Source organism: Mycobacterium sp. MFM001 (genome assembly GCF_003402475.1).
Classification (GTDB): Bacteria; Actinomycetota; Actinomycetes; order Mycobacteriales; family Mycobacteriaceae; genus Mycobacterium.
On sequence record NZ_BFAB01000003.1, the window covers coordinates 125,340 to 150,734 of the forward strand.

The 25,395-nt window shown below is 64.1% G+C and carries 27 protein-coding genes and 1 tRNA gene; 13 read left to right on the forward strand and 15 right to left on the reverse strand.

Going from position 1 to position 25,395, the window contains the following annotated elements:
• Window positions 1-2: 2 nt before the first annotated feature.
• Genes MFM001_RS06895 through MFM001_RS06905 form a run of 3 tightly spaced genes read right to left on the reverse strand, consistent with a single transcriptional unit; the run spans window position 3 to window position 2,941 of the window.
• Window positions 3-1,217, reverse strand: a complete 1,215-nt coding sequence (locus MFM001_RS06895) for an amidohydrolase family protein (RefSeq protein ID WP_116374518.1) — start codon at window positions 1,215-1,217, stop codon at window positions 3-5.
• A gap of 3 nt (window positions 1,218-1,220) precedes the next feature.
• Window positions 1,221-2,012, reverse strand: a complete 792-nt coding sequence (locus MFM001_RS06900) for an acetoacetate decarboxylase family protein (protein WP_116374519.1) — start codon at window positions 2,010-2,012, stop codon at window positions 1,221-1,223.
• Complete coding sequence (locus tag MFM001_RS06905; protein WP_116374719.1) at window positions 2,009-2,941, reverse strand: SDR family NAD(P)-dependent oxidoreductase; 933 nt, start codon at window positions 2,939-2,941, stop codon at window positions 2,009-2,011. The genes MFM001_RS06900 and MFM001_RS06905 overlap by 4 nt, the downstream gene beginning before the upstream one ends.
• Window positions 2,942-3,006: 65 nt before the next feature.
• On the opposite strand from MFM001_RS06905, the gene MFM001_RS06910 reads away from it, so the two are divergent.
• Window positions 3,007-3,885, forward strand: coding sequence for an IclR family transcriptional regulator (locus MFM001_RS06910; protein WP_116374520.1), 879 nt, complete (start codon window positions 3,007-3,009; stop codon window positions 3,883-3,885).
• A 10-nt stretch (window positions 3,886-3,895) separates the two neighbouring features.
• On the opposite strand, the gene MFM001_RS06915 is transcribed toward MFM001_RS06910, so the two are convergent.
• Window positions 3,896-4,660, reverse strand: a complete 765-nt coding sequence (locus MFM001_RS06915; RefSeq protein WP_116374521.1) for an esterase — start codon at window positions 4,658-4,660, stop codon at window positions 3,896-3,898.
• A gap of 154 nt (window positions 4,661-4,814) precedes the next feature.
• Between MFM001_RS06915 and MFM001_RS06920 the strand changes: the two genes are divergently transcribed.
• The 4 genes from MFM001_RS06920 (at window position 4,815) to MFM001_RS06935 (ending at window position 6,205) form a co-directional block, all read left to right on the forward strand.
• Entirely contained in the window at window positions 4,815-5,072 is a 258-nt protein-coding gene (locus tag MFM001_RS06920) for a CopG family transcriptional regulator (protein ID WP_116374522.1), read from the forward strand.
• Window positions 5,069-5,446, forward strand: coding sequence for a type II toxin-antitoxin system VapC family toxin (locus tag MFM001_RS06925; protein WP_116374523.1), 378 nt, complete (start codon window positions 5,069-5,071; stop codon window positions 5,444-5,446). The genes MFM001_RS06920 and MFM001_RS06925 overlap by 4 nt, the downstream gene beginning before the upstream one ends.
• A gap of 64 nt (window positions 5,447-5,510) precedes the next feature.
• Window positions 5,511-5,927: a ferritin-like domain-containing protein gene (locus MFM001_RS06930; protein WP_116374524.1), complete on the forward strand. Its 417-nt coding sequence runs from the start codon at window positions 5,511-5,513 to the stop codon at window positions 5,925-5,927.
• Window positions 5,928-5,950: 23 nt separating this feature from the next.
• The gene (locus tag MFM001_RS06935; protein WP_116374525.1) at window positions 5,951-6,205 is read left to right on the forward strand and encodes a hypothetical protein; all 255 of its coding nucleotides are present in this window, start codon (window positions 5,951-5,953) and stop codon (window positions 6,203-6,205) included.
• Here MFM001_RS06935 and MFM001_RS06940 read toward each other — a convergent pair.
• From MFM001_RS06940 to MFM001_RS06965, 6 genes are all read right to left on the reverse strand, one after another.
• Window positions 6,202-6,828, reverse strand: a complete 627-nt coding sequence (locus MFM001_RS06940; protein ID WP_116374526.1) for a TetR/AcrR family transcriptional regulator — start codon at window positions 6,826-6,828, stop codon at window positions 6,202-6,204. The genes MFM001_RS06935 and MFM001_RS06940 overlap by 4 nt on opposite strands.
• A complete protein-coding gene (locus tag MFM001_RS06945; protein WP_116374721.1) occupies window positions 6,821-8,074 on the reverse strand; it encodes a cytochrome P450 in 1,254 nt (417 codons plus the stop codon). The genes MFM001_RS06940 and MFM001_RS06945 overlap by 8 nt, the downstream gene beginning before the upstream one ends.
• 279 nt (window positions 8,075-8,353) lie before the next feature.
• On the reverse strand, window positions 8,354-9,526 hold the full coding sequence (locus MFM001_RS06950; protein ID WP_116374527.1) for a CaiB/BaiF CoA-transferase family protein: 1,173 nt from the start codon (window positions 9,524-9,526) through the stop codon (window positions 8,354-8,356).
• A gap of 68 nt (window positions 9,527-9,594) precedes the next feature.
• Window positions 9,595-11,118 carry an aldehyde dehydrogenase family protein gene (locus MFM001_RS06955; protein ID WP_116374722.1) on the reverse strand — a complete coding sequence of 508 codons (1,524 nt, stop codon included), beginning with the start codon at window positions 11,116-11,118 and terminating at the stop codon, window positions 9,595-9,597.
• A gap of 23 nt (window positions 11,119-11,141) precedes the next feature.
• Entirely contained in the window at window positions 11,142-12,347 is a 1,206-nt protein-coding gene (locus MFM001_RS06960; protein ID WP_116374528.1) for an amidohydrolase family protein, read from the reverse strand.
• A gap of 65 nt (window positions 12,348-12,412) precedes the next feature.
• Entirely contained in the window at window positions 12,413-13,639 is a 1,227-nt protein-coding gene (locus MFM001_RS06965; RefSeq protein ID WP_192886871.1) for a cytochrome P450, read from the reverse strand.
• 325 nt (window positions 13,640-13,964) lie between these two features.
• Here MFM001_RS06965 and MFM001_RS06970 point away from each other — a divergent pair, with 325 nt between their 5' ends.
• The 6 genes from MFM001_RS06970 to MFM001_RS06995 all read left to right on the forward strand — a co-directional run bounded on the left by MFM001_RS06970 (window position 13,965) and on the right by MFM001_RS06995 (window position 19,465).
• Window positions 13,965-14,654, forward strand: a complete 690-nt coding sequence (locus tag MFM001_RS06970; RefSeq protein WP_116374529.1) for a TetR/AcrR family transcriptional regulator — start codon at window positions 13,965-13,967, stop codon at window positions 14,652-14,654.
• A gap of 212 nt (window positions 14,655-14,866) precedes the next feature.
• On the forward strand, window positions 14,867-17,215 hold the full coding sequence (locus MFM001_RS06975; RefSeq protein WP_116374530.1) for a CaiB/BaiF CoA-transferase family protein: 2,349 nt from the start codon (window positions 14,867-14,869) through the stop codon (window positions 17,213-17,215).
• Between the two features lie 3 nt (window positions 17,216-17,218).
• Window positions 17,219-17,419 carry a ferredoxin gene (locus tag MFM001_RS06980; RefSeq protein ID WP_116374531.1) on the forward strand — a complete coding sequence of 67 codons (201 nt, stop codon included), beginning with the start codon at window positions 17,219-17,221 and terminating at the stop codon, window positions 17,417-17,419.
• Window positions 17,416-18,531, forward strand: coding sequence for an NDMA-dependent alcohol dehydrogenase (locus MFM001_RS06985; RefSeq protein ID WP_116374532.1), 1,116 nt, complete (start codon window positions 17,416-17,418; stop codon window positions 18,529-18,531). Before MFM001_RS06980 ends, MFM001_RS06985 begins: the two co-directional genes overlap by 4 nt.
• Before the next feature lie 60 nt (window positions 18,532-18,591).
• On the forward strand, window positions 18,592-19,023 hold the full coding sequence (locus tag MFM001_RS06990; protein WP_238158982.1) for a limonene-1,2-epoxide hydrolase family protein: 432 nt from the start codon (window positions 18,592-18,594) through the stop codon (window positions 19,021-19,023).
• A 43-nt stretch (window positions 19,024-19,066) separates the two neighbouring features.
• Window positions 19,067-19,465: a nitroreductase family deazaflavin-dependent oxidoreductase gene (locus MFM001_RS06995; RefSeq protein ID WP_116374533.1), complete on the forward strand. Its 399-nt coding sequence runs from the start codon at window positions 19,067-19,069 to the stop codon at window positions 19,463-19,465.
• Window positions 19,466-19,494: 29 nt separating this feature from the next.
• Here MFM001_RS06995 and MFM001_RS07000 read toward each other — a convergent pair.
• The 5 genes from MFM001_RS07000 to MFM001_RS07015 all read right to left on the reverse strand — a co-directional run bounded on the left by MFM001_RS07000 (window position 19,495) and on the right by MFM001_RS07015 (window position 23,645).
• Window positions 19,495-19,568, reverse strand: a tRNA-Ile gene (locus MFM001_RS07000).
• Window positions 19,569-19,653: 85 nt separating this feature from the next.
• Window positions 19,654-19,827 carry a hypothetical protein gene (locus tag MFM001_RS24605; RefSeq protein ID WP_192886872.1) on the reverse strand — a complete coding sequence of 58 codons (174 nt, stop codon included), beginning with the start codon at window positions 19,825-19,827 and terminating at the stop codon, window positions 19,654-19,656.
• A gap of 122 nt (window positions 19,828-19,949) precedes the next feature.
• Window positions 19,950-20,759, reverse strand: a complete 810-nt coding sequence (locus MFM001_RS07005) for a carboxymuconolactone decarboxylase family protein (RefSeq protein ID WP_116374534.1) — start codon at window positions 20,757-20,759, stop codon at window positions 19,950-19,952.
• A 7-nt stretch (window positions 20,760-20,766) separates the two neighbouring features.
• Window positions 20,767-22,131, reverse strand: a complete 1,365-nt coding sequence (locus MFM001_RS07010) for a TldD/PmbA family protein (RefSeq protein ID WP_116374535.1) — start codon at window positions 22,129-22,131, stop codon at window positions 20,767-20,769.
• Window positions 22,128-23,645, reverse strand: a complete 1,518-nt coding sequence (locus MFM001_RS07015; RefSeq protein ID WP_116374536.1) for a TldD/PmbA family protein — start codon at window positions 23,643-23,645, stop codon at window positions 22,128-22,130. Before MFM001_RS07015 ends, MFM001_RS07010 begins: the two co-directional genes overlap by 4 nt.
• A 33-nt stretch (window positions 23,646-23,678) precedes the next feature.
• Here MFM001_RS07015 and MFM001_RS07020 point away from each other — a divergent pair, with 33 nt between their 5' ends.
• Both MFM001_RS07020 and MFM001_RS07025 read left to right on the forward strand, forming a co-directional pair.
• Entirely contained in the window at window positions 23,679-24,542 is an 864-nt protein-coding gene (locus MFM001_RS07020) for a carbohydrate ABC transporter permease (RefSeq protein WP_116374537.1), read from the forward strand.
• The gene (locus MFM001_RS07025) at window positions 24,529-25,344 is read left to right on the forward strand and encodes a carbohydrate ABC transporter permease (RefSeq protein ID WP_116374538.1); all 816 of its coding nucleotides are present in this window, start codon (window positions 24,529-24,531) and stop codon (window positions 25,342-25,344) included. The genes MFM001_RS07020 and MFM001_RS07025 overlap by 14 nt, the downstream gene beginning before the upstream one ends.
• Window positions 25,345-25,395: the final 51 nt, after the last annotated feature.

Below are 25,395 nucleotides of genomic sequence, written 5' to 3' on the forward strand. Positions count from 1 at the left end.
CGCTACCAGGCACGGATGGGGTCGGGTTCGAAGACGGTGCTGCGCGCGTCGGCGGGCACGGCCGGCAGCGGCTCGGCGACCTCAGCTATGGTCGGGCCGATGCGCTCGACAAGCGGGGCAAGCGCCTCGAGGTCGAAGCCGTATACGGCCGCCGCATTCCCGCCGACCATGGCCGCCACCTCGTCGGTCGGGACGCAGGAGAAGGTGTGCCGCAACGCTTCTCGCGTGTAGGGCGCGGTGCCCTCGAAGTGTGGGTAGTCGCTTCCCCACAGGATCTTCTCGACGCCGATCCGGTGGCGCTCGGCACATTCGACGGGTCGCATGAAGCTGGCGCCGACGTAGCACTGGCGGGCCCAATACTCGCTGGGCTTAAGGGAAAGCGTGCCGGCGGTGGGCCCGGCGAAGCGGGCGATCGCCGAGCTCGCCCGCGCGTAACGCGCCGCCGCGACGTCGAGCGAGTCGAGGGTCGCCGGTATCCACCCCGCGCCCTGCTCGGTGAAGACCACGGTGAGGTCGGGATAACGATCCAGTGCGCCACTGAAGATCAAGTGCCACAACGCCCGATGGGCCCACCAGTGCGTCTCGTACACCCACACCGCGAACGAGCTGCCCCACCCGTCGGTGGGGCTCGGTCCGGCGCTGCCGCCGTGGTGGTTGACCACCACGCCCTCTTTCTCGCACGCCGCCCACAGCGGCTCCCAGTGTTCGGCGTAGAGCGGGGGGATGCCGGTACCGGGGACGACGCCGGGCAGCAGGACACCGCCGCGCAGCCCCAGTTTCGCAATCTGCGCTATCTCGGCGACGGCCTCGTCGAGGTCTCCGAGCAGGATCTGGCCTACCCCGGCGCGCCGCTCGGGCGAGGCGGAGCAGAAGTCGGCCAGCCAGCGATTGTGCGCCCGCAGGCCGGCCCAGCGCAGTTCGAGCTCCCGGGCGGTCTCCGGTGGCGGCGCCGCCAGGCTGGCCTGAGGAAAGAACGGCGGCACCGTATTGGGGTAAATGACCTCCCCCGCAATGCCTTCGCGATCCAGGTCGGCGTTGCGCCGGTCGCTGTTCCAGTTGCGTTCGGCGTCGGGCTCGGTGAGGTCGCCGAACGGGTTGACGTATGTCTTTGCCCAGCCGTCGAATTCGTCCCGGTATTGCGGGTCGAGGTACTCGCGGTAGTCGAGCAGGTCCGCGCCCGCGTGGCAGTCGGCCGAAATGACTGTGTACCGCTCCATGGTCTACACCCGCGCCGGCTCGGGCCCGGGGGCGGCCAGCAGTGCCACGTCGTCGTAGCGCTGGTGAACGTACGGCAGCAGCCATTCCGGCGGCACTTGCGCTGCGATCCGCCCCACTTGGACAGTGCGCCTGCGACACCAGGTGATCGACGTGATCTGGCGAATCACGATGTCGGCCACCGGATCCAGCGGCGACTCTCCCAACTCGAGTGTGCCGTCGATGTTTTCCAGCAGCTCGTAGTGGCGGTGGTATTCGCCGTAGACCAGGTGGGGGTCGGTGATGCCGCTGCCGTCGGGGGCACGCAGGAACTTGAAGTAGAACTCGGTGTTCACCTGGTCGGGCGGTAGCTCCGCCGGGCCGGTGATCTGCCCGTTGAGTCTGATGAGCTGATAGTCCAGCCGGTCGACGGTGGCGCTCACGTGGTCTTTGTCGCGTTCCACCTCGATGTGGGCTAATTTCTTTGGCTCGCCGAATGTTTCGCGCCCGCCAGTGACCGACTGCTCGGTGGACTGCGGCATGAACAGCGGATAGTCGCCGTGGATTTCGCCGTGGCGGGCGGTCACCGAAAACACCGCCGACCCGAACGGCGGTCTGCCCTCGATCCGGACTCGCTGAAGCTGAACCCGCACCAAAGGCTCGGCCGCCGGCTCCAGTGGCTTGGGCAGTACGGCTGCGACGATCTCCGGATCGGTGAGGTACGTGACGGTCACCGCTTCGGTGGCGATGGGCGCCTTGGTGGCGTCGATTTCGTGATCAACCTGCGCCTCGGGTGCGCGGGGACCGTAGCGAATCATGGTGCTGCTCCTTCGGTTTGCGCCTCGGCGCTCTGTCCGAGAACGTCGACCAGGTAGTCGGGGTTGCTGCGGGCGAGGATCGATGCCGCCTTGCGGCTCACGACGTCGTCGGCCGGGGTAGGCGGCCCCATCATCCAGAAGCGGTTCGCCCGGATACCTTCCACCACTTGGTCGGCGACCGTCTCCAGCGGAGTGAATTCGACACGTGCGCCGGCGTTTTCGAAGCGTGCCACGACGTCTGCCAGCGTGTGTGCGGGTGTGCGACGTTCTTGGGTTGCGGCGTAGCGTTCCGGTCGGTATCGCCACGACTCCCAGATGCCGGTGTTCAGAAAGCCGCTGGGAAAAAGGACGTGCGCTTCGACCCCCGTTCCCGTCATCTGCAGGTGGCTGTAGAGGCTTTCGGTCAGGCAGAGCACCGCGGCCTTGGTCATCGGGTAGACCGCCGTGGCCGGTCCGCCCATGGCTCCCTTGGCAATTGGCGCGAATCCGCCGTTGCCCGAGCAGGTGTTGACGACGTGTCCCTCGCCCTGCTCGAGCAGGATCGGCACGAAAGCCTTGATGCCATGGATGACGCCCAGCACGTTGACGTCGATCCCCCAGCGCCAATCGGCGAGGTCGTGTTCCCACATGTAACCCTCGGAGACCGCGCCGGTGCCGGCGTTGTTACAGACCACGTGCACGGCGCCGAAGCGATCGAGCGTCTCCTTGGCGAGCGACTTGACCGAGGAATAGTCGGTGACGTCGGTAACGACTCCGACCGCCTCGATGCCCTCGTCGGCGAGTGCCCGGGTTGCCTCGTCAAGCGGTTCTTTGAGGACATCGGCGAGCACAACCTTCATGCCCTCCTGGCCGAAACGGCGCCCCATGGCCCGGCCGATGCCACCGGCGCCACCGGTCACGACCGCCACTCTGTCCTGAAGGTCAGTCATTGTGGTCATCGTCACATGGTCGCGGATATCACCGCAAGCAGTCGCATTATGCGACCATTGCTCCTATGGCGCCGCGTCCCTCCCCTCAAACCGAGCGAGTAGTGAAGCTGCTCGAGCATTTGGCGGGTGAGGGAAGCCGGGGCATGACATTGGCGGACGTATCGCGCCACTTGAGCGTCCACAAGGCCAGCTGCCACTCGATGCTGTCCGAACTGCTTCAGGCCGGCTGGCTGCTGCGCGACCCGGTTCGCAAGACCTACCACCTCGGTCCCGCGCTGGTACGGCTCGGCCGAGAGGCCGAAAGCCACTATCCGGCCCTGGTTTTGGCCCGCTCTGCGATGGCGGAGCTTTCGGCCGCGACAGGCGCGCACTGTATCGCGTTCTCGGTCAGCGACGACCACTCCACCGTCGTCGATCAAGTCCGAAGCCCTCACGGCGGCGGTCACCCGATGCCCATCGGTACCCAGTTCCCGCACCGCCCGCCCTATGGGGCGTCGATCGTTGCCTGGGCCGGTCCGGATGCTCAGGAGCGCTGGCTGGCTGCATTGCCCGAGGACGTCCGCGATCGCTATCGCCAGGCACTGGCCGCCGCCAGCCAACGCGGCTATGCCGTTGGGCTGCATATCCTTCCGGACCTGCGCCTGCGGGAGCTAGCTCAGATCGTGCGTAGCGCCGAAGTACGTTCCACTCGGCTGAGCCAGCTGGCGCAGGCGTTGACCGACGAACTCATCCATCAAGAGGAGTGGTTTCCGGTCAGCCTGGACCCGAACCGCACCTACGAGGTGAGCCACATCGACTCGCCGATCCTCGAGCAGGGGTCACGCATCGCCCTGATGCTAAGCCTGGTCCCCAGCGCCGAGCCGATGAGCGGTGCGGCAGTCACCCGCTTGGGGGTGCAGCTCTGTTCTGCGACGCGCCGACTAAGTGCTGCCTTGACCGGATAATTTGAGAGCTTTATGCGAGCATCGGGTCGATCGCTGATCGGGGCACAAGCACCTGCGGCGCCCCGGCTGAGTCGGGCAGCAGCGCACCCTGGTCGAAGAAGAAGATCACCCCGTCGTTGACCACCGCGAAATTCTGGTAGTTGTCCGGGTTGTACAGCGCGCCGGGTGCGATCGGCAGGGCCGGAGGCGGCGCCGTCGTGGCCGCTGCCGGCTGTCCCGGCTGCGCCGGCGGCGGTGGCGGTGCCTGCTGTTTCTGCAGTTCAGCCTGGACGATCGGCCCGACGGTCTTGAGCGGATCGTCGACCCGCCACAACGGCGTGTGTTCTTTGTCGTCCGAAGCGGCCGTGTAGGTGATCTCCTTGCGATAGGTCTGGTCCCAGTTGAACGCCTTCCACGTCGTCTTCGGGCTGCCGACGTTTTGGTACACCTTGAACACGACGGCCTGCGTGCCGCGCGGCGGAATCGCCGAGTTGTATTCCGTCGGCTTGATCTTCAGCTCATACGGTGTATCGCGGGGCGCGCCCGACTTGGCCGTGTTGAGGAATCCGTCGCGGGTCTGGGAGATGTATTCGGCGACCGACTTCTGGTCCGGGTAGTCCAGCGGGATGCTGATGTCGACGTTGTACCCGGCGTCGGACTGCTGGATCTCACACGTGCGGCCGGTATTGGCGCCCTTGAGTTCGGCGCAGTAGTCCTTCGGGGCAGCTGCGGCAATGCCGGACGAGCCGAAGATGGCGGCGGCAGTGACGAGCACGGCCATGCTGACGAAGCGCATAAGTCGAATCCCTCCAAGCAAACGCAACACCGCGCCGCGGACGAGAGACGGGCGGAGTTACCGCTGCATACCGTAGTCGAAACCCCAGCTTCGGGTGACATGGCGCATTCCCGACTGGAACAGAACATTACATCACTAGATGTAGGATGATGTCGTGCGCACGCAAATCACCCTTACGGACGAGGAGATCGAGCTTCTCGATCGCGCCGCCAAAGCAAGCGGTGCGTCGCGCTCCGAACTCATTCGTCGGGCAATTCGCGCCACGTACAGCAGTGGAAGCAAAGAAGACCGGACGGCCGCGCTGAAGCGAAGTGCCGGCAGCTGGCGTAGACGCGACTTCACCGGCGCCGAGTACGTCGACGCGGTTCGCGGCGACCTCAACGAACGCCTCAGCCGGCTCGGTCTGGCGTGAAGCTGCTCGACACCACGATCGCTGTCGACCACTTGCGCGGCGAGCCGGCCGCTGTCGAGTTACTCGCGACGGTCCTCGAGAGCGGCGAAGTCTTAGTGGCAAGCGAATTGGTCCGATTCGAGCTCCTTGCAGGCGCACGTGACAACGAACTCGATGCGCTCGAGGAGTTCTGCTCCGCCCTGCGTTGGGCCGCGGTAACCGAGGAAATCGCCCGCGTTGCCGGGCAGCTGGCCCGTCGCTACCGGAGAAGCCACAGCGGTATCGGTGCTGTCGATTACTTGATCGCTGCCACCGCAATCGTCATCGACGCCGAACTGGTCACGACGAACGTGCGCCATTTTCCGATGTTCACCACGTTGGAGCCGCCGTACTGACCTCGTCCGCGCACTAGTGCGGCGAATACGTTTCAGCGCGCGGCCTTCGGTGAAACCTAGCCAGATGGACACCAGCGCTTTCATCGAACGGCTCAACGAGGATCTGGCCACCGAGTATCAGTCGATCGTGCAGTACACCCAGCACATCGCAACGATCAAAGGACCCGAATACCACTCGATCACCGAGGAACTGGATAGGCACGTGGCCCAGGAGCTACAGCACGCCAAGATCCTTGCTCAGCAGATCGATTTCCTCGGCGGTACGCCGACCGTGAAAGTGCCCGACGTGCCCGACGTGACCGACGGCGCGTCGGCGTTGAAGGCCGATGTGGAACTGGAACGTCGTCAGCTCGACCGTTACCGCCAGCGCGTGATGGAGGCGACCGACTTGGGATTGCCGGATGTGGCTGAGGCACTACGGCCCTTGTTGCAGCAAACGCAGGACCATGTGCGGGAACTGGAAGACGCACTCGGCAGCTGAATTGTCTTCGAGCCCATCGACTTATGCCTGACGAATTCGGCGACGACCGCATCGACGAGGTCACACCTGGCGACATGATCGCCCTCGACCGTGGTTCTGGCGAACGACTCTACAAAGTGGTGTTCAAGGACTCGGGCGACGACGGCTACGTCGTCACACTCGAGGACGACGGCGGGGAAACCTTCCAGGTCGAACTAGCGGCGGGCACCTTGGTACGGCGGTCTCTGGAATCGAAGTGGGAATCACCGCAAAGTCCTACACCGCACGCCGAAGGCTAGCCTCCGTGGATCGACAGCGACGCCATGCGTGGGTAGAGGATTGCTGGACCGAGCCATCGCGCAACAAAACGGCGTAGTGCGACTCCGTCGCGCTGCTGCGGACCGGGATCGGTGAGGAGCGATTGCACGGTGCGCAGCGTCATTTCGGCAAGGTCACGCAGCGCGGCGGCGTCGAAGCCATGAAGCTTCCAATCGACGTCGAGACGGTGAAAGACCGACATGCAGAATGCGATCGCCGTGTCGGAGGTCAGCGAGGTGACTGCTTCGCCCTCATCTCGCCGGGTCAGTAGCGTCTCCAGCTGCGGATCGCCGGAGAGGTTCTCGACCCCGAACGCAACGCATTCGACCAGCGCAGTGACCGGATCGCTAAGCCCACTGGCGTGGTCTGCGACCTGGTCGATGAATCCGTTGACGGCGCGCATTGAGCTGGCGATGAGCAGCGCGTCAGCATTGGGAAAGTAGCGGTACACCGTCTGGCGAGTGACACCGAGCCTGCGGGCGACGTCGGCAAGGCGTATCGCCGATCCGTGCTCAGCGACCTCTTCGTCTACCGCAGTCAGAATTCGCGAAATCGCTTCCTCGTCCGATGAGGGTGTCACACCTGCCCAGCCACGACTACGCATCCGCCGTCACAAGCCTTTCGCAGGTGAATTCGATCGGCAAAGTTGTCGGACCGGTCATTCCCAGCAGGGATTTCCACGGTGCCGGACCGACGCGATGGGTGGCGGACAGGCGGCGGGTGAGGACTGTGAGAGCTTCCGCCAGTTCGCGGCGTGCGAGGTTCGCCCCGAGACAGTAGTGCGCGCCACCGCCGAAGGTCAGAATTGCCGGTACGTCCTTGCGCGCGATGTCGAAGCGATCAGCATCGTCGTAGATTGCTGGATCGCGGTTGGCCGCAAAGGTGTTCGCGAGCACGAAAGTCCCTGCCGGAAACAGGTAGCCACCGAACTCGACGTCCCCGCCGGCGACTCGCGGCACGATGCAGGCCGCGGGCGAGTGGCGCATGCTCTCCTCGACCGCCTGCATGGCAAGTTCTGGATGCTCGCGCAGCTTCGCCCATTGGTCCGGATGCTCGCAGAGCACCTGCACCGACGCGGCTAGTTGGTTCCGCGTCGTATCCGTGCCCGCCATCAAGAAGCCGGCCACCAGCATGCGCAGTTCGTCGAGATTGAGACGGTCACCGTCGCTTTCAGCGCGGATGAGTTCGGAGAGCAGATCATCGGTCAGGCTCTTTCGGCGCGCGGCCACCATGTCGTCGACGTAGGCGTCGAGTTCACCCCATGCGCGCATGATCGCGGACTCGTCGAAGGTGGCATCCGGCTGGAAGTTGAGGGCTTTGAAGATCTCCTCCGTCCAATCCGCGAACAGCTGCCAATCCTCGCGAGGCGCACCGAGCAGCGCGCACATGATCGGGGTGGGATAGGGACGCGCGATGTCGGTCACGACGTCGCACCGTCCGGCGTCCGCCACCCGATCGATCAGTTGGTTCACCACCTCGCGGATCGTGTCTTGTAGACGTGATGTCGCGCGCGGAGTGAACGCCTTGGAAACCAGTTTGCGTAACCGGACATGTGGGGGTCCATCCAAGCCCAGGAGACTGTTCGCCATCTTGTCGTACAACGGCCCCGAGATGATGCCCTGCGCTGCCAGGGTGATACCGGGCGGCACACGGAATCTGTTGTCGCGCAATATGTCCCGAGCCAGATCGTAGGACAGGATTTCCGGACCGAGTGGACCGATGGCAATGGGCGCGCACGATTGCGCCCTTCGGACATCCTCAAGGATGTCGTGCGGAGTGGCGGTGAGGCCGTAATTCAGCGTGGGGAGGCCAGCGTCGAAGACGTTGGAAGCGGTGCTGGTCACGTTCATCATGTCTCAACTTCCGTTGCGCCCAGCCAGGCGATGGTACGGACATGTATGCCATAAATGTATGACCATCACTCAAATATCGTCAATTGGACCGCGTATTCCCAGGTAAACAGACCTAACGCTTGGCTAAGGCCATACGATTTGTGGCTTGGCGTTGTATCACGACAGCCGGGGCGACTTCGCCGGCGCGAGACGCGCGCAGGGCTGTTAGCTAGCGATCGGCCGATAAGATGGCCGAACCTCCTCATATATGAACCGTGAGGGGGGATGCGCCGGTGTTCAGATTGCACCCGACGAACGAAGGCGCTCCATTGCGGCCGCGTCGTAGCCTGCCAGGGCGCCGAGCAACTCTTCCGTATGCTGCCCAACGCGCGGCGCTGCTGGCGGTGCGAATCCGTCGTCGGGATTGGTCTTTATGCACGTGCCCACCATCGTCTTCGAGGTCCCGTCAGGCTGTGCTTGCTCATAGACGAGTCGGCGAGCCTTCGTGTGGTCGTCGTCGAACAGATCGGCGCCCAAAAACGCTGGCGCACCAGCGATATCGGTCGCGAGAAAGAAGTCGGTCCATTCCCTGCGAGTGCGGGCCTTAAAGATCGCCGTCAACTCCTCGCGCAGCCGGGCCTCTGCCTCGACATCTGCACCCGGCTCCCGGCGCCCCGGTTCATAGAGATCCATCCTGTCGAGTGACTCGCAGAATCTCCGCCAGAACTTGTCCTCCAGGGCGTTGAACACCACGTAGTTGCCGTCGCTCGTTTCGTAGTACTGGTAGCGAAGCGAAGCGCGGATTCCCTCGCCGTAGGTGGGTTGACCGTTCGCCAGCGCTGTGAGGTGTTGAAAGTTCCAATTGATCGCAGCATCGACCTGCGCTACTTCGACGTACTGCGGCTTGCCGTCGCGTCCGGCGGCGTGCAGCGCGGCAAGTACGCCCATTGCTGCGTACAGCGGCCCCGCCAGAACACCTGTCGTCCCTGTCGCCGCCCCCGAAAGGCGTGGCGTTCCATCCGCATCGATGATCGGCGGGCTTAAGCCGGCGAAACAGTCGAAGGAAAGCCCGTGTGTGGCTAATCGGGTGTAGGGCCCATAGCTGCCCATGCCGTTGAGCATGCAGTACACAACTGTCGGGTTGACTGCGACGATGTCGTCGTAGCTGAAGCCGAGCCGGTGCGCAGTTCCGTAGCGTAGCCCGTCGATCACCACCGCCGATGTCGCGGCCAGCCGGCGGAATGCCTCTTGACCCTCAGGGGTTTTCAGGTTTATCGCCACACTCTTTTTGCCGCGATTCCAGTGCGAGTCCTGCAGTTCGCCGCCGGAAACCGCCGCTCCGCGGAAACCGCCGCCGCCAGGCGGCTCCACCTTGATCACCTCTGCGCCGAGGTCAGCCAGATGCCCGCCCAGTGCATCCGCGGAGAAGAGGGACACCTCGAGGACTCGTACATCTTTGAGAAGTTCCATCACGCGACCTTTCCAACCCCAAGTCCCAACGCGGATCCGCGCCACGTCATCGAAGGTGCAGCGCCCTGCTACATCATGGTGATCGACTTAAGTTCGGTGTATTCCTCGAAGCCCCAGCGCCCCTGCTCTCGGCCAAGGCCACTTTGCTTGAACCCACCGAAAGGCCCCCCGCCGTTGAACATGCCGCGCACCGGCAAAGACCAGCCGGGGCCCTGCCCTCCCCCTGGATTGGCTCCTAGATCGACACCGGGTGCGACAGTCTGCACCATGATGGTGCCAGTTCTGACCTGCCTCGCGACGTTGAATCCCTTTGCGGCGTTGCGAGTCACTACCAGGCCTGCCAAACCGTAGATGGAGTCGTTCGCGATGCGGATGCCTTCGTCTTCGGAGCGATAGGTCATCACCGCCAGTACGGGCCCGAACACCTCCTCCTGGCATAAGCGCATGTCGCTGCGGCAGTCGACGAATGCCGTCGGTTCGTAGTAGAAGCCGCGTTCGAGGTGTTCGGGACGTTTGCCACCGACCACCAGCCGCGCGCCGTCTTGTAGGCCCGCCTGAACGAAGGATTCAACTCGTTGACGCTGCTGATCCCTGATAAGCGGACCGACGACAGTGGCTGGATCACGCGGGTCGCCGACCGTGATCATTGGGGCCATGGCTTTGAGGCCCTCGACATACGCGTCGAGCAGGTGCTCGGGCAACAGAAGTCGCGAGGTGACGGTGCATGCTTGTCCGGCATGCATCAGCACCTGCCCGAATCCTATTCCCGCGACGTCGCTTTCGGTGACGTCGTCGAGGACGATGTGCGCGCTCTTGCCGCCGAGTTCCAGCTGTGCGCGTTTCATGGTTGCCGCCGATAGTTCGCGGATGCGTCGACCGGTCGCCGTCGAACCGGTGAACCCGATCATGTCGACGCCTCGGTGCGTACACAGCTCCTCTCCCGCGTCGGCACCGCCCACGACCACGTTGAACACTCCCGGCGGGAGGCCCGCTTCCTCGCCAACCTTGGCCAGCTCCAGGGCGTTCATCGGAGTCCATGGGTGGGGCTTCAGTACCACAGTGCAGCCGACGGCCAACGCGGCCAAGCACTTCTGAATGTTGATCGAGAAAGGAAAGTTGAATGGCGTGATGACGCCGACCACCCCGACCGGTTCACGCACCACCGTCACGCCGCCCAGGCCAGTCGGCGAAACTACAGGCCCGCCCGGTGTCTCCACCCACGTCACATCGTGTTCGACGAACTCGCCGTAGTAGTGGGCCGCCTCGATGGCGCGGCCAACCTGAATCAGGTCCGTGATGAAGCCGGTCGAGCCGATCTCGGCGACGACTAGCTCCCTAAGCTCTGCTTTGCGCTCATCGAGGATCTCAGCGAACCGCTTGATGATCTTCGCCCGCTCCCGGACGGACATCCACGGCCACGGGCCTTCGTCGAAAGCCCGCCTGGCAGCCTCGATCGCCATTGCCGCCTGCTTTGGTCCACCATCGACGACTCGGCCGATCAACTCCTCGGTGGCCGGATCGATGACATCGATTGTGCCGAGGGCGTTGTCGCTCAACCACTTACCGTCGATGAAGCTCTGGTACTCCCGCATCATCCGAATCCGTCAGCCGTTGACTACGTCAGCGCCGGATACGGAGCAGGCTCAAAGTCGAAGACCCGGCGAGCATTACCCTGCAGCACCTTGTACTTGTCGAGGTCGGACCGGCCGTCGAGTGCCTTGTGAGCGGCCTGAAGGGAGTTGGGCCAGAGGCTGTCGGTGTGCGGGTAATCCGTTTCGATCATCACATTGTCGACGCCGATGAAGTCGAGATTAGCCGCCCCGAAGTCGTCCTCGATGAAGCAGCCGTACATGTGGTCGCGGAAGAGCTGGCGCGGAGACTCCGGGAAAATTTCAGGATCGGTGGGCACCGGGGTTAAGCGCATCGTGGCGGGGTCAACCGCCCAGTTGTTGGCGCGCAGGTACTGGTAGTCGGCGGCGACATGTTCAGCACGCTCGATGAGGTACGGGATCCAGCCGATGCCGCCCTCGGCCAGCACGATTTTCAGATCCGGGTATTTCTGCAGCTTGCCCGAGAACAGCCAGTCGGTGGTTGAGTTCGCCAGATTGAGGTTGATGTTGACCGCCTGAACGCCGAAAGGTGCGTCAGGTGATGTGGTTGGGCTAACCGAGGAAGATCCGATGTGTGTGCACAGCGGCATCTTCGTCTCGTTTACCACCGCGAAGAAATCGTCCCATGCTCCCGAGTGAATGGACGGAAATCCCAGCGGGTGCAAGTTCTCCGAGAAGGCGATGGCTTTGACGCCCTTGCCGGCGCACCGCAGCGTCTCCTCGACTGCCAGTCGGGTATCCCACAACGGGACGATGACCATGGGGATGTAGCGACCGGGCGCCGCCGCGCACCACTCATCGATGACGAAGTCGTTGTAGGCACGCACGCACTTGAGCCCGAGGTCGCGGTCACCGAGGTGGGCGAACATCTGGCCACAGAACCGGGGGAAGAACGGAAAGTTCAGTCCCGCGATCACGTGATCCTCGTCCATGTCAGGGATGCGGGCAACCGGGTCGAAGTAAGCACGGGGCATCTCGTCGTAATTCACTGGCAGCGGGGAGTACTCGGCCGGCCTTTGGTGAGCCGCGACCAAGATGCCCAACACCGACGCGCGCGCTTGGTCGTAGATCCATGTATCGACGCCGTCGATGCGCTCCACGTGTGGCACTCGATCGCGGTCGGCGGCCGATGCGCGGTCGACCCATAGGTTCGGGGGCTCGATGATGTGGTCATCAACGGAGATCATCCACTGAAGATCTTGCTTGTCCACGGGTTCCTCCCTGATTTCGCTAATACGTTGGCTGCGAGACGATATCGGCGGTCGCATGCCGCCTCTCACCGGCCGATGCGGGCACCCGGCGTGAAGACGACGGGCAGGGCGCGATAGCCCCGGGTGACTGAGTTCCCGTGAAAATCAACTTTTGCCCCAGGGGGGATGGCGTAGTCGGGTATCCGATTCAGGGTCTGTTCGACGCCCACCCGAAACTCGAGCCGGGCGAGATTGGAGCCCAGACAGCGATGGACGCCGGCTCCGAACCCGAGGTGGCGGTTTGTCTGCCGGTCGAGAATGCACTTATTCGGCTCGTCGAACTCGCGCGCGTCGCGGTTGGCGGCCGCATAGTTCACGACGACTGTCTCACCGGGACAGAACTTGTGGCCGCTTAGTTCAACCTCTTCCGCGACTGAGCGATGCAGTCCGTGGACCGAACCGGCAAACCGGATGAATTCCTCTATCGCCGCGGGCATCAACCCGGCTTCGCTTACGAGTCGGTCGCGATCCGCGGGATGGGTGCCCAGATAGAAGAAGGCGAACGACATTGCACTGGAGGTCGTTTCGAGCCCCGCTTGCACCAGCAGCATCACATTCGCGACAACATCGTCGAAGCTCAATTTCTCGCCGTCGATCTCGGCGGCGAGTAGGACGTCGATCAGGTCATCACGCGGCGGTTCACCACGACGCTTGTCGATCTCCTCGCGTATGCGGAGGTACAGATTGGTCATCGAACTGTTTCGGATCTCTTCGCTCTCACCATTGATCGCGAGGTCGGCTGTCTCGATGTAGAGCGGCACGTCCTCAACGGGCATGCCGAGTACGTACCGGAAGAACACGATTCCAGGTTGCTGCCATGCCACGTCTGCGAGATCGCCGCTGCCCATCTCGATGAAATTGTCGATCAACCCATCGGTGACCGCGCGCACCTGGGGTTCCAGCTCCTTCATCCGGCCCGGAGAGAAATACGGATTGAGAACCTTGCGAAGCTGTTGCTGCCGTGGGGGATCCAAGGTGATCACGATGTCGCCGAACGACATCGGGTTGCCCTCGAGTCCCAGGGGCTTGCTGGAGAAGCTGCGCCAGTTCCGCAAAATCTCGTAGCAGTCGTCGTAGCGGGTGGCGATCCACGCGCCCCCCGGCGTGGCGCCCAGGAATGGCACGTCCTGGTGACTGAACGGTCCGTTCTCCCGCATCACCGAGTAGACCTCGTAGAGGAATTCTTGATCATTGAAATCCTCGTGACGAAGGTCGAGGTTCCGGGCGTGTTCCTCCGGTGATTTGCTCACCATGGGTAGTCCTTTCCGTCCCCGCCGACCTCGAGACACCGCCAGCGCTCAGCCCGGCCGGACAGCCACCACCGAGGGGCCGACCACATTCCAGGCACGCCGCAATCGTGCCGCCGTCCATGTGCCATCTGCCCCGGCCCTCGGATTTCTTCGCACACACCGAAATTCGCTTTGGCAGCACAGTAAATCGTCGACCGCCGCGGAGTCAAGTCGCACTCGATAACTACCTGAACGCACTTCGGATCGACGCGCCCGCGTAGTGCGCGCGAACGGGCGGCACGCGTGCAGGCTTCCCCTCAGCCGACGGCTGCTCGCTAAAATATGTGTGATGACCACAGGCGCGCGGCGGCGAGTTCGCGACAAGGACGGCAAACAACGAGCCCTCCTTGAAGCAGCCGCTGAGGTGTTTGCCGAAGCGGGATACGCGGCCGCGGCGACGAAGGAGATCGCCCGTCGCGCGAACTGCTCGGAGGCGATGCTGTTCCACTACTTCGTAGACAAGCGAGGCATCTTCGAGCAAGTCGTTTCTCGACAGATCGCGGACCTGGTCAGCGAGGCAGAAGAGCAAGTCGTAGCGGACCTGCCTACGCGCTTCGAGGACTATATCGAGCAGCTTTTCTTTGCGAGATTAAGGATCGATGACCGGGACAGCGGCGTTCCCGGCTGGGACATCTCCGGTCGGGCGTTGTCAGATCCCGACTTCTCGCTGCGGGTGCTGCAACCCAATCACGCACGCCGTACGGCCGTGATTGCCGAAGGTCTTCGCCACTACCAGGCCGCGGGGCAGATCCGGGCCGACGTCGACGCCGACCTGTTCGCCGAGCTGCTGGCCAATTTCATCATCTTCACGACGAGCCTCGGACCACGCTGGTTTGGTACGGCCGAGTCAGATATCCACGCTCAGATCGAACTGGGTTCGCAAATCCTCGCCAAAGGGGTAGGCACGTCGACTACGAAGCCGCCCGCCAAACGCCGCGGGCGGGTCCAACGGTCCCCCAAGGTGCGTGCGGCCGACTGAAAGCCCCAACGACTCAACCGCGGCCAGAGTTATCGAGTCGCACTTGACATGTTAGCTTTCCCGTCGCTAGCGTCGTTGCCAACCAAGCCGCAGCCATGCGGATGCAGAACACCCTGCTCGATCGGCACGAGCGTGAGGACAGGAAGCGGCGTGTGTGCACTCATCGGGATGAGTAACTCACTTCAGCAGACATTGACGCGGAAAGCCGCACGATGACCGCTCTGCGTGGGGTTCGTGTCGTCGAGTGGGCGACGGAAATTTCGGGCCCGTACTGCACCAAGTTGTTCGCCGACCTCGGAGCAGAGGTCATCAAGATAGAAGCCCCAGGCGGGGATCCGTTCCGCCGCAGAACGTTTGGCGCTCAGAGCGACGCCGATGCGCTGTTCAAGTTCTTGAACGCCGGCAAGCGTTCAGTAGTTGGCACTTCGCTGGCCGACCTGGAGGCGCTGATCGTTTCCGCCGATGTGTTCGTCGATTCTCTCGGCCCTGGGGCACTCGACCGCGACGCCCTCCTACGGCGCGCGCCACACCTGGTGATCGTGGCATTGACTCCGTACGGATTGACCGGACCGTACCGGGACCGACCCTCGACGGAGTTCACGATCCAGGCCGAGAGCGGAACCCTGGCGTTGCGAGGCCGCCCGGACCAACCGCCCATTCAAGCGGGTGGTCGAGTATTCGAATGGGTCATGGCCAGCTACGCCGCCGTCGGGGCGCTTGGCGCATTGCGGCGGGTCCAACTCGGCGGTGCTGGTGAAATCATCGACTGCTCGTTGCTGGAGACTTGCCACCTCAGCGCCAGCGGATTCGCCGACCTCTACCACGAGTTGGCCGGTCGTCCCCCTTTGACCGTGCCGGCCCGACAGGTTGAAATCCCTTCCATCGAACCGACCGCGGACGGATGGGTGGGCTTTAACACCAATACTCGCCAACAATTCGAGTCGTTCCTGGCGATAATCGACCGACTGGATCTGCTCGACGATGACCCTGCGTGGGCCCTCGCCACGACGCGGTGGGAACGGCGGGAGGAGTGGAATCAGATTGTGCGGGAATGGACGACGCAGCGTTCCACAGACGAGATCGTCGCGTTGGCCTCCGATCTGCGGATCCCCGTCTCACCGGTCAACAATGGCCAGACCGTGTTGGACCACCCTCAGTTCGCGGCGCGCGGTGTGTGGAGCACGTATGCCGACGGCAGCTTCACCCACCCGCTGGCGCCCTACCAGATCAATGGCCGACGACCCGCCCCAACAGCCGGTGCTCCTTTGCTCGGCGAAATGGCAAAAGCGCCCAGCCACAGCAGGATTGCGACTGCTGCCGACCGTGCACCGCGACTTCCTCTGGAAGGCGTACGCATTCTCGACGCGACAGCGTGGTGGGCAGGCCCCTCCTCGACGCACATTCTCGCCGCACTAGGCGCTGAGGTCATTCACCTGGAGTCGACAAAACATCCTGACGGCGCGCGGATGGCCGCCGCAGCATTCGCCGATCAGACTCAGTGGTGGGAACGGTCGGGGATGTACCTGGCGACTAACACCAATAAGCGAGGGCTCACCCTCGACCTGTCCTCTCCCGAAGGCCGGGGGCTGTTTTTCAGACTCGTCACGCACTCGGACATTCTGGTCGAGAACTTCTCGCCCCGCGTCTTCGACAATTTCGCCATCACGTGGGAGGCCGTCAGTGAGCAGAACCCCCGAATAGTGATGGTCCGCATGCCTGCGTTCGGCCTCGACGGGCCGTGGCGCAACAATGTCGGTTTCGCGCAAACAATGGAACAGATGACCGGAATGGCTTGGGTGACTGGCCACGAGTACGACCAGCCGCGAATCCCGCGCGGCCCCTGCGACCCACTGGCAGGAATGCACTCCGCATTCGCGATGCTCGCAGCACTCCGGCAACGTGACCAGACTGGCCAAGGATCATTCATCGAAGTATCGATGGTTGAGTCCGCGCTCAACGCAGCCGCCGAGCAGGTTGTCGAATTCACTGCGTACGGCAACCTGATATCGCGACTAGGAAATCGCAGCCGTGACGCCGCCCCACAAGGGCTCTATCAATGTGCGGGGACCGAGCGGTGGCTGGCGATTTCGGTCGCCACGGACGAGCAGTGGCGCCAACTGAAGTTGGCTCTGTGTGAACCGGATTGGGCGAGTGACCCCACGTTGGACAACCACGAAGGGCGTGTGCGGGCACACGATGTGATCGATAAGCATCTCGAGGAGTGGGCCGGCCACCACGATTCCGCGGCCGCGGCAGAGTTGCTCGTTGAATATGGTGTTCCGGCTGCGGATTTGGGGGACGCCAGGGTCGGTTCGATGCACCCTCAGCTGGCCGCACGAGGCTTTTTCGAGAGCCTCGACCATCCCGTCGTGGGGCGGCATCACGTGCCGGCGATTCCCTTCAAGTACCGCAGCGTTGACAAGTGGTATCGGTCAACAGCGCCGACGTTGGGGCAGCACAACGCGACCATCCTCGGCGACCTACTCGGTCTCGACGTCTCTTCGATAGCGGCGCTGGCAGAGCAGGGTGTCATCGGGATCAGACCGGGCGGATTGGACTGAACGGTGAAGCTTCGAGTCGACGCAGAGTTGTGCCAGGGCCACAGCCGTTGTTACGCAAGGTATCCCGAATTGTTCGACGTCGACGACGAGGGGACCGCCTTCGTCACCGTGGAAAATATTCCTCCCGGATGGGAAGACCGGGCGCACAACGCAATGGCGAACTGCCCCGAGCGTGCAATACATATCGTCAAGGAGTCGCCATGAAGACCAATGGTGCAGTTCTGTGGGGGCTGAACGAGAAGTGGTCGGTCGAAGAGATCGAACTCGATCCGCCGCAGGAAGGCGAGCTGCTCGTCCAGTTCGAAGCCACCGGCCTGTGCCATTCCGACCACCACATCCGCACCGGTGACATGTTCGGAGTGAGTTTTCCCTTGATAGGTGGACACGAAGGGGCAGGCATCGTTCAAGAGGTTGGTCCGGGAGTGCGCGATGTAGCGGTGGGAGACCACGTGGTCACATCTTTCCTGCCGGCGTGCGGTCGCTGCCGCTGGTGCGCCACGGGTCGTCAGAATCTCTGTGATTCCGGCGCGACCATCCTCGCGGGAGTCCAGGCCGACGGCACCTTCCGGCGCCGAACCAAAGGACGGGGCATCGGAGCCCTCTCGGGCGTCGGCAGTTTCGCGCAATGGGGCGTGTTGTCGGAAGCCTCAGTGGTCAAGATCGACAACGATGTACCGCTATCGCGCGCATGCCTTCTCGGCTGCGGCGTAACCACCGGCTGGGGTTCGGCCGTCAACACCGCGAACATCAGTCCCGGCGACGTGGTACTCGTGGTTGGCTGCGGAGGCATCGGCAGCGGCGCCATTCAGGGCGCGCGGCTGGCGGGTGCGGAGCAAATCGTCGTAGTCGATATTGAGCCGAGCAAGCGCGACAAAGCTTTTCAGTTCGGAGCCACTCACTTTGCCACCTCGATGGAGGAAGCAACCCAGTTAGTTGGCGAGATTACGCGTGGAGTCATGGCAGACTCGGCCATTCTTACGCCAGGCGTGCTCGAAGGCGCGATGATCAACGACGCGCTCAACGCGGTGCGGAAGGGCGGTGCCGTGGTGGCCACCGCCCTGGCATCGATGTCCGACGTGACGCCGACGCTGCCGCTGACGTTGTTCACGCTGTTCCAGAAACGCCTGCTGGGCAGCCTGTACGGCGAAGCCAACCCGCGGGCCGACATCCCTCGACTGATCAGCCTCTATCGAAGCGGCAAGCTATTGCTCGACGAAGCCGTCACCACCGAGTACAAGCTCGACGACATCAATGAGGCCTACGACGACATGCTCGCCGGCCGCAACATTCGCGGGGTGATCATCCACGAGCACTGATGTGTCGAGAGGCAGATCCGCATCGTCTTCCAACCCGCGCAGTTGATTCACCTACGCGCAGTGAAAGGATTCGTTTCATTGTCTTCGCCAGCCGATATCGTCCGCCACTTCTGCGCTTTGATGGAGAATCGGGACGCCGAAGCGTTACGTCCCCTCCTCGCCGAAGGGGCTGTTTATCAGAACGTGGGAATGCCTGCCTTCACCGGACCGGACGCCATCGTGGAGAACATGGCGGCCCAGTTCGCTATGTTCCCGGACGCCTACGCGTTCGAGATCGTGAACCTCGCCAGCGAGGGTTCCGTGGTGCTCACCGAACGCCTGGACTACATCCAGACTCCCGATGGACGCAAGCCGGCCATCCCCGTAATGGGAACCTTCGTCGTCGATGGCGACGGGAGGATCACACGCTGGACCGACTACTTCGACCTGAATCTGACGATCAAGCTGCTTCAAGGCGAGGACATCAGCGCCCTGGTGCCCACGACCGCATGAGTTGGCACGTCGATGATTTGAACCTAGCTGAGAATGAGGAGCCATGCGGGTACCAAGGGCCGTCGCCAAATTCAATCGTCGAGTCACCAATCCAGCGGCTCGGTCGATCACGCCGTGGCTTCCGTTCCAAGGGACGCTCGAACATGTCGGACGCAAATCAGGCCGGCGTTATCGAACGCCGCTGTTGGTCTTTCCCACCCCCGACGGCTTCGTCATCCTCATCGGGTACGGGCTGCATTCGGACTGGGTGAAGAATGTTTTGGCCGGCGGACAGGCGGTATTGCACAGGCGCGGCAGAAGTATCGCGCTGGTCAATCCCCGTCTTGTGAGTAAGGCCGAGGGCGCAGCGATCGTTTCGGGGTCATCAGGGATGTTCTACCGCCTGTTCCCGTACAACGAAGCGGCGATGGTGTTGACCAAGGCAGATTCCACGCAGTGTTAAGCATCAGCCGAGGTCATACACCTCTGCGGTGGGGCGGGCGGGGCTCGAACCCGCGACCAACGGATTATGAGTCCGCGGCTCTAACCAACTGAGCTACCGCCCCCTGCATCAGCTAGGTGCAGAGTAACCGGCGCGGCAGAACCGGAAGCCGAGGGGATAGCCCCGGGCCGCGGCCATGCCCCTCGGGGCTACCCCAACCGTCCCTGATCGGGAACGCTCGTCGACACCGCCGCATACGCCGACGCCAGTGCCTCCAGGACCGTCTCGGTCAGGGTGTGTTCGTGTTCATGTTTGTCCAGCGTCGCCACGATGGCCCTGAACAAAGCTTCGGCCGCGTCGTGCTGCGCTTGTTTTGCTGACATATTTTCTGGTGGCCCAACTTTCGGTAGTGCGGTTCGCACCGCAGTGTTTCACATCCCGAAAGTTGCCGCATGCCAACGACATGTAGTCCTGGCCTCATCCGGCGCCCGCCGCGAATAGGCCGTCAGCTGAACACCGTCTGCCCGTCCGCACCGATCAGATACTCCTCGGTGCCCTGCTCCACCCGCGGCGCGTCGGCGCCCAACGACACGGCGACCTTGTTGCTGGCATTGCGCATCACGTCGAACGTCAGCTCGACAGCCTCAGTTTCGGAGAAATGTGCACGCACCGCAGCTGCCACGCTGCGGTCGATGTGGGCCGGCGACCAGATCAGCGCGTCGACATACCGCAGCGCCGCCTTCTGACGATCGGTCAGCAGCGTCGACGCCTCGAAGCGCTCGATGTCGCCGTACAGCGACTCCGACCCGCCGGCCTCCAGCGCCGTCGTCTCCCGCAGCGACTTGCACAACCGGCAGTTGTGCTGCGCCGCCCCGCGCAGCCGGACCAGCTCCGACGTCAGCGCATCGAGCTCACGCATCCGCGCCACCGCCGGCAGAAATCCGTTGAACACGGCGTCGGCCGGATCGGTGGAGTGATCCCAGGCAATCGGCTCGGATACCCATCCGAGATGCTCCTGGCCTACTCCCAGCACCTCCAGCCCGGCCCGCACCCGAGGGACGAAGTCGGCGATATACATCTGCACCACGACGCCAAACGTCTTGTCCCCCAGCGTGGATGACAATCGCGACCGGTGCTCGTCGCCGATCATCGACACGTCGATGCTGAATTGTTCGGCGAATTCGGCGACCGCGGGTTCGACATCTGACACGTCCGTCTCGGTCGGCAGCGGCGGCAACGACAACGCCCTCGCGCAAACACCTCGTACTACAGCTCCACCGGATAACGCCACCAACGGCGCCAACAATCCGCCCATCGCAGAATTATTGCGCCTGGCTGACCGACGACATGTGAAAGTCCGGAATCCGCAACGACGGCATCGCCGCCCGGGTAGCCCAATCACCCCATTCCCGTGGCAGCGTCACCTCGCTGGCGCCGACCTGGCTGGCCCGCCGCAGCAGATCCAGCGGGCTCTCGTTGAACCGAAAGTTGTTGACCGCCGCGACTACTTCACCGTCGGCGACCAGATAGACGCCGTCGCGGGTCAGCCCGGTCAGCAGCAGCGTGGTGGGGTCCACCTCGCGGATGTACCAAAATGTGGTCAGCAGCAGCCCGCGCTCGGTCTCGGCGATCATGTCGGCGAGCGTGGAGTGGCCGCCGGTCATCAGCAGGTTGTCGGCGGCGACCGCGACCGGGGCGCCGAATTCGGCCGCCGCCGCCCGCGGGTAGGCCAGCGCATTGATCACGCCGTCGCGCAGCCAATCCACCCGTCGGATGTCCATGCCGTTGTCGAAGATCGACACCGTCTCCGACGAACTGGTGGCGGCGACGAACGGCCCACACCCCAGCCTCGGTGCAAAGGGGTCGGAGTACAGGGTCAGCGGCATGTCGGTGAGCCGCTCCCCCACCCGGGTTCCGCCCCCGGGCTTCGAAAATGCGGTGCGGCCCTCTTGCGCGCCGCGGCCGCTCATCGTCCAGCCCAGGTAGATCATCATGTCGGCCACGGTCGACGGCGGCATGATCGTCTCGTAGCGACCCGCGGGCAACTCCATAGTTCGCTCGGCCCAGCCCAGCCGGGTGGACAGCTGCTCCAAAAGCAAATCCGTTGGCACATCGGCAAAGTCAGGCGTACCGACGCCGGCCCAGGCGCTGGCTCCGCCGCGCTTGGCGTTGATCTCCACCGATCCGGTGGGCTGCGTGTAGCGCCGGCGCAACCCGGTGGACGTCGCCACGAACGTTGTCTGCAGCTCATGGCGGGCGAAGCCGTACAACTGGTCCGCGCCGCCAAATCCCCGCCGCAACGCCCCCGCGACGTCGGCGAACACCTCGGCCCCGGTCGCGGGAACCGGGGCATCCCAGTCGTCGGGCACGCCGGTACCGGGCAGCAGCGGGGCCGCATCGCGGGACTCCGGCGCCGAGCGGGCGGCCTCGGCCGACTCCTCGACCAGCCCGGGGATCAGCGACGGGTCCACCTCCGCGGTGCTGAGCGAGCCGACACGGGCGCTGTTACCTTGACGCGCAATCGAAATCACCGTTGTTTTGCGGCTGGTCGACACCCCGTTGGTGGTCATCGAGTTGTTCGCCCAGCGCAGCGACGCCTCACTGCGGTCGCTGACGATCACGATCGTCTCGTCGGCACGCTTCGCCGCACCCAACGCGGCATCGACAACCTGCTGAGCACCGATCATCGGCCTGCCTCCGCCCGAGTGTTGAGCACGTTGACTCCGCGGAACAATGCCGACGGACAGCCGTGGCTGACGGCGGCCACCTGGCCGGGCTGGGCCTTGCCGCAGTTGAACGCCCCGCCCAGCTGCCAGGTCGACTGTCCACCAACGGCTTCCATCGAATTCCAAAAGTCGGTCGTGGTGGCCTGATAGGCAACATCGCGCAGCTGACCATCCAGCCGCCCGTTGCGAATCCGGAAGAAGCGTTGGCCGGTGAACTGAAAGTTATAGCGCTGCATGTCGATTGACCAGGACTTGTCGCCGACGATGTAGATGCCGTCGTCGACCCGGCCGATCAGATCGGCGGTGGAGAGCTCGTCGGTGCCCGGCTGCAGCGACACGTTGGCCATCCGCTGGATCGGCACGTGGTGCGGCGAGTCGGCATACGAGCAGCCGTTGGACCGCGGCTGCCCGAGCCGCGGCGCGAACACCCGGTCGAGCTGATAGCCGACGAAGATCCCGTCGCGCACCAGATCCCAGCTTTGCGCGGCCACGCCCTCGTCGTCGTACCCGATGCTGGCCAAACCGAATTCGGCGGTGCGGTCAGCGGTGACATTCATCACCGGCGAGCCGTAGCGCAGACTGCCGAGCTTGTCGGGTGTGGCGAAAGATGTTCCGGCATAGGCGGCTTCGTAGCCGATGGCGCGGTCGTATTCGCATGCGTGCCCGATGGACTCGTGGATGGTCAGCCACAGGTTGGTCGGGTCGATCACCAGGTCTTTACGGCCCGGCGTCACGCCGGGCGCCTTGACCTTCTCGGCCAGCAGCGACGGGATCTGGGCCAGCTCGTCGCTCCAGTTCCATACCTCGTCGCCGGCCACCACCTCCCAGCCGCGGGCCGTCGGCGGCGCCAGCGTGCGCATGGTGTCGAAGCCGCCCGCCGCGGCGTCGACGTTGACCGCCTCCAATCGCGGCAGCAGCCGCACCCGCTGCTGGGTGATCGTCGACCCGAACGTGTCGGCGTAGAAGGTCTGCTCCTTGACCGCGGTCAGCCCGGCGGTGACGTGGTCGACCCCGTCGGCGGCCAGCAACCGGCCGGAGTACTCCGCCAGCACGGCGACCTTGGCCGCGGTGGACACCGTGAACGGGTCGACTTCATAGCTCGACACCCAGCTGGCGTCCCGGTACACCGGCTCGGAGGCCAGCTCGATCCGCTCGGCGTTCAGCGGCGCCAGCGCGGTGGCCACTGCTACCGCCCTTCGCGCGGTCTCGGCGGCGACGGGCGCGGACAGCTCGGCGTGCGAGGCGAATCCCCAGGTGCCGTCGACGATCACCCGCACCGCCAGGCCGAGCTCGCGGCTGATGACCGCCGTCTCCAGCTCGCCGTCGCGCAGCCGGATGACTTCGGTGATGATGCGGTGAATCCGCAGGTCCGCGTGGCTCGCCCCTGCTGCGGTGGCCGCCGACAGCGCGGCATCGGCCAACTCATGGCGGGACAGGTCGAGAAAGTCCTCGTCGATTCCCCGGTTCGGCGTCACGACTCCACCGTAGCGAGCGGCTTTAATACACCCATGGCGCGACGGTCGACTGCGCTGGGGTATGCCCTACTGGCACCCAGCCTGTTCGGCGTGGTCACGTTCCTGCTGCTGCCGATCCTGGTCGTGGTGTGGCTGAGCTTGCACCGCTGGGATCTGCTCGGACCCATCGAGTATGTGGGACTGGGCAACTGGCGCTCGGTGCTCGGCGACTCGACGTTCGGCAACTCGCTGCTGGTGACGCTGATCTTCGTGGCGATCGTGGTGCCGGCGCAGACCGTGCTCGGGTTGGCTGCCGCGGGGTTACTGGCGCGTGAGCTGCCCGGCACCGGCGTGTTCCGCACGCTTTACGTGCTGCCCTGGATCTGCGCGCCGCTGGCGATCGCGGTGTTGTGGCGCTGGATCCTGGCGCCGACCGACGGGGCGGTCAGCACGGCGTTGGGGCATCGCATCGAATGGCTATCCGATCCCGGTCTGGCGTTGCCGGTGGTGTCGGCGGTGATCGTGTGGACCAACGTGGGCTATGTCGCGCTGTTCTTCGTGGCGGGGATCCTGGCGATTCCGGCCGAGATCCATGCCGCGGCTCTGACGGACGGTGCGACGGCTTGGCAGCGGTTCTGGAGGATCACGTTGCCGATGCTGCGGCCCACGATGTTCTTTGTACTGGTCACTGGAATCGTCAGCGCCGCACAGGTTTTCGACACCGTGTACGCGCTGACCGGTGGCGGTCCGGCGGGGCGCACCGACCTGGTTGCGCACCGCATCTACGTCGAGGCGTTCGGTGCGGCGGCGATCGGGCGGGCCGCGGTGATGGCAGTGGTGTTGTTCGCGATCCTGGTCGGCGTCACCGTCGTCCAGCACCTGTACTTCCGGCGGCGGATCAGCTATGACCTCGTCTAGGGCCGCGGCCGTCTACGCCGGACTGGGGCTCGGCGCGCTGATCACGTTGGCGCCGTTCGCTCTTGGGTTGCTGACGTCGTTCACGTCGGCTCGACAGTTTGCGACGGGCACACCGCTGTCCTGGCCGCGCCCGCCCACGCTGGCCAACTACACCGACCTGGGCGGCGCGGGTTTTGGCCGGGCGCTGGCGGTCACCGCGTTGATGACCGCGGTGATCCTGCTTGGCCAGCTGAGCTTTTCGGTGCTGGCCGCCTACGCGTTCGCCCGGTTGCGGTTCCCGGGCCGCGACGCGCTGTTCTGGGTCTACATCGCGACGTTGATGGTGCCGGCCACCGTGACTGTGGTGCCGCTGTATCTGATGATGGCCCAAGTGGGTCTGCGCAACACGTTCTGGGCTCTGGTCTTGCCGTTCGTGTTCGGCTCGCCGTACGCGATCTTCCTGTTGCGCGAGCACTTCCGCGCGATTCCCGACGACCTGATCAACGCGGCGCGCCTGGACGGCGCCAACACGCTCGACGTGATCATGCATGTCGTGGTGCCCGCGAGCAGGCCCATCCTGGTCACGCTGATGCTGATCACGGTTGTCTCGCAGTGGAACAACTTCATGTGGCCGCTGGTGATCACCAGCGGCGCCAAGTGGCGGGTGTTGACGGTCGCGACGGCCGCGCTGCAGTCCCGCTACAACGCCCAGTGGACGCTGGTGATGGCGGCGACGACGGTGGCGATCGTACCGCTGATCGTGCTGTTTGTGGTGTTCCAGCGGCACATCGTGCGCTCGATCGTCGTCACGGGGCTCAAATGACTGTCGAGATTGCGCTGAGGGCTGTGGTTTTCGCCGATTCACGACCCTGGA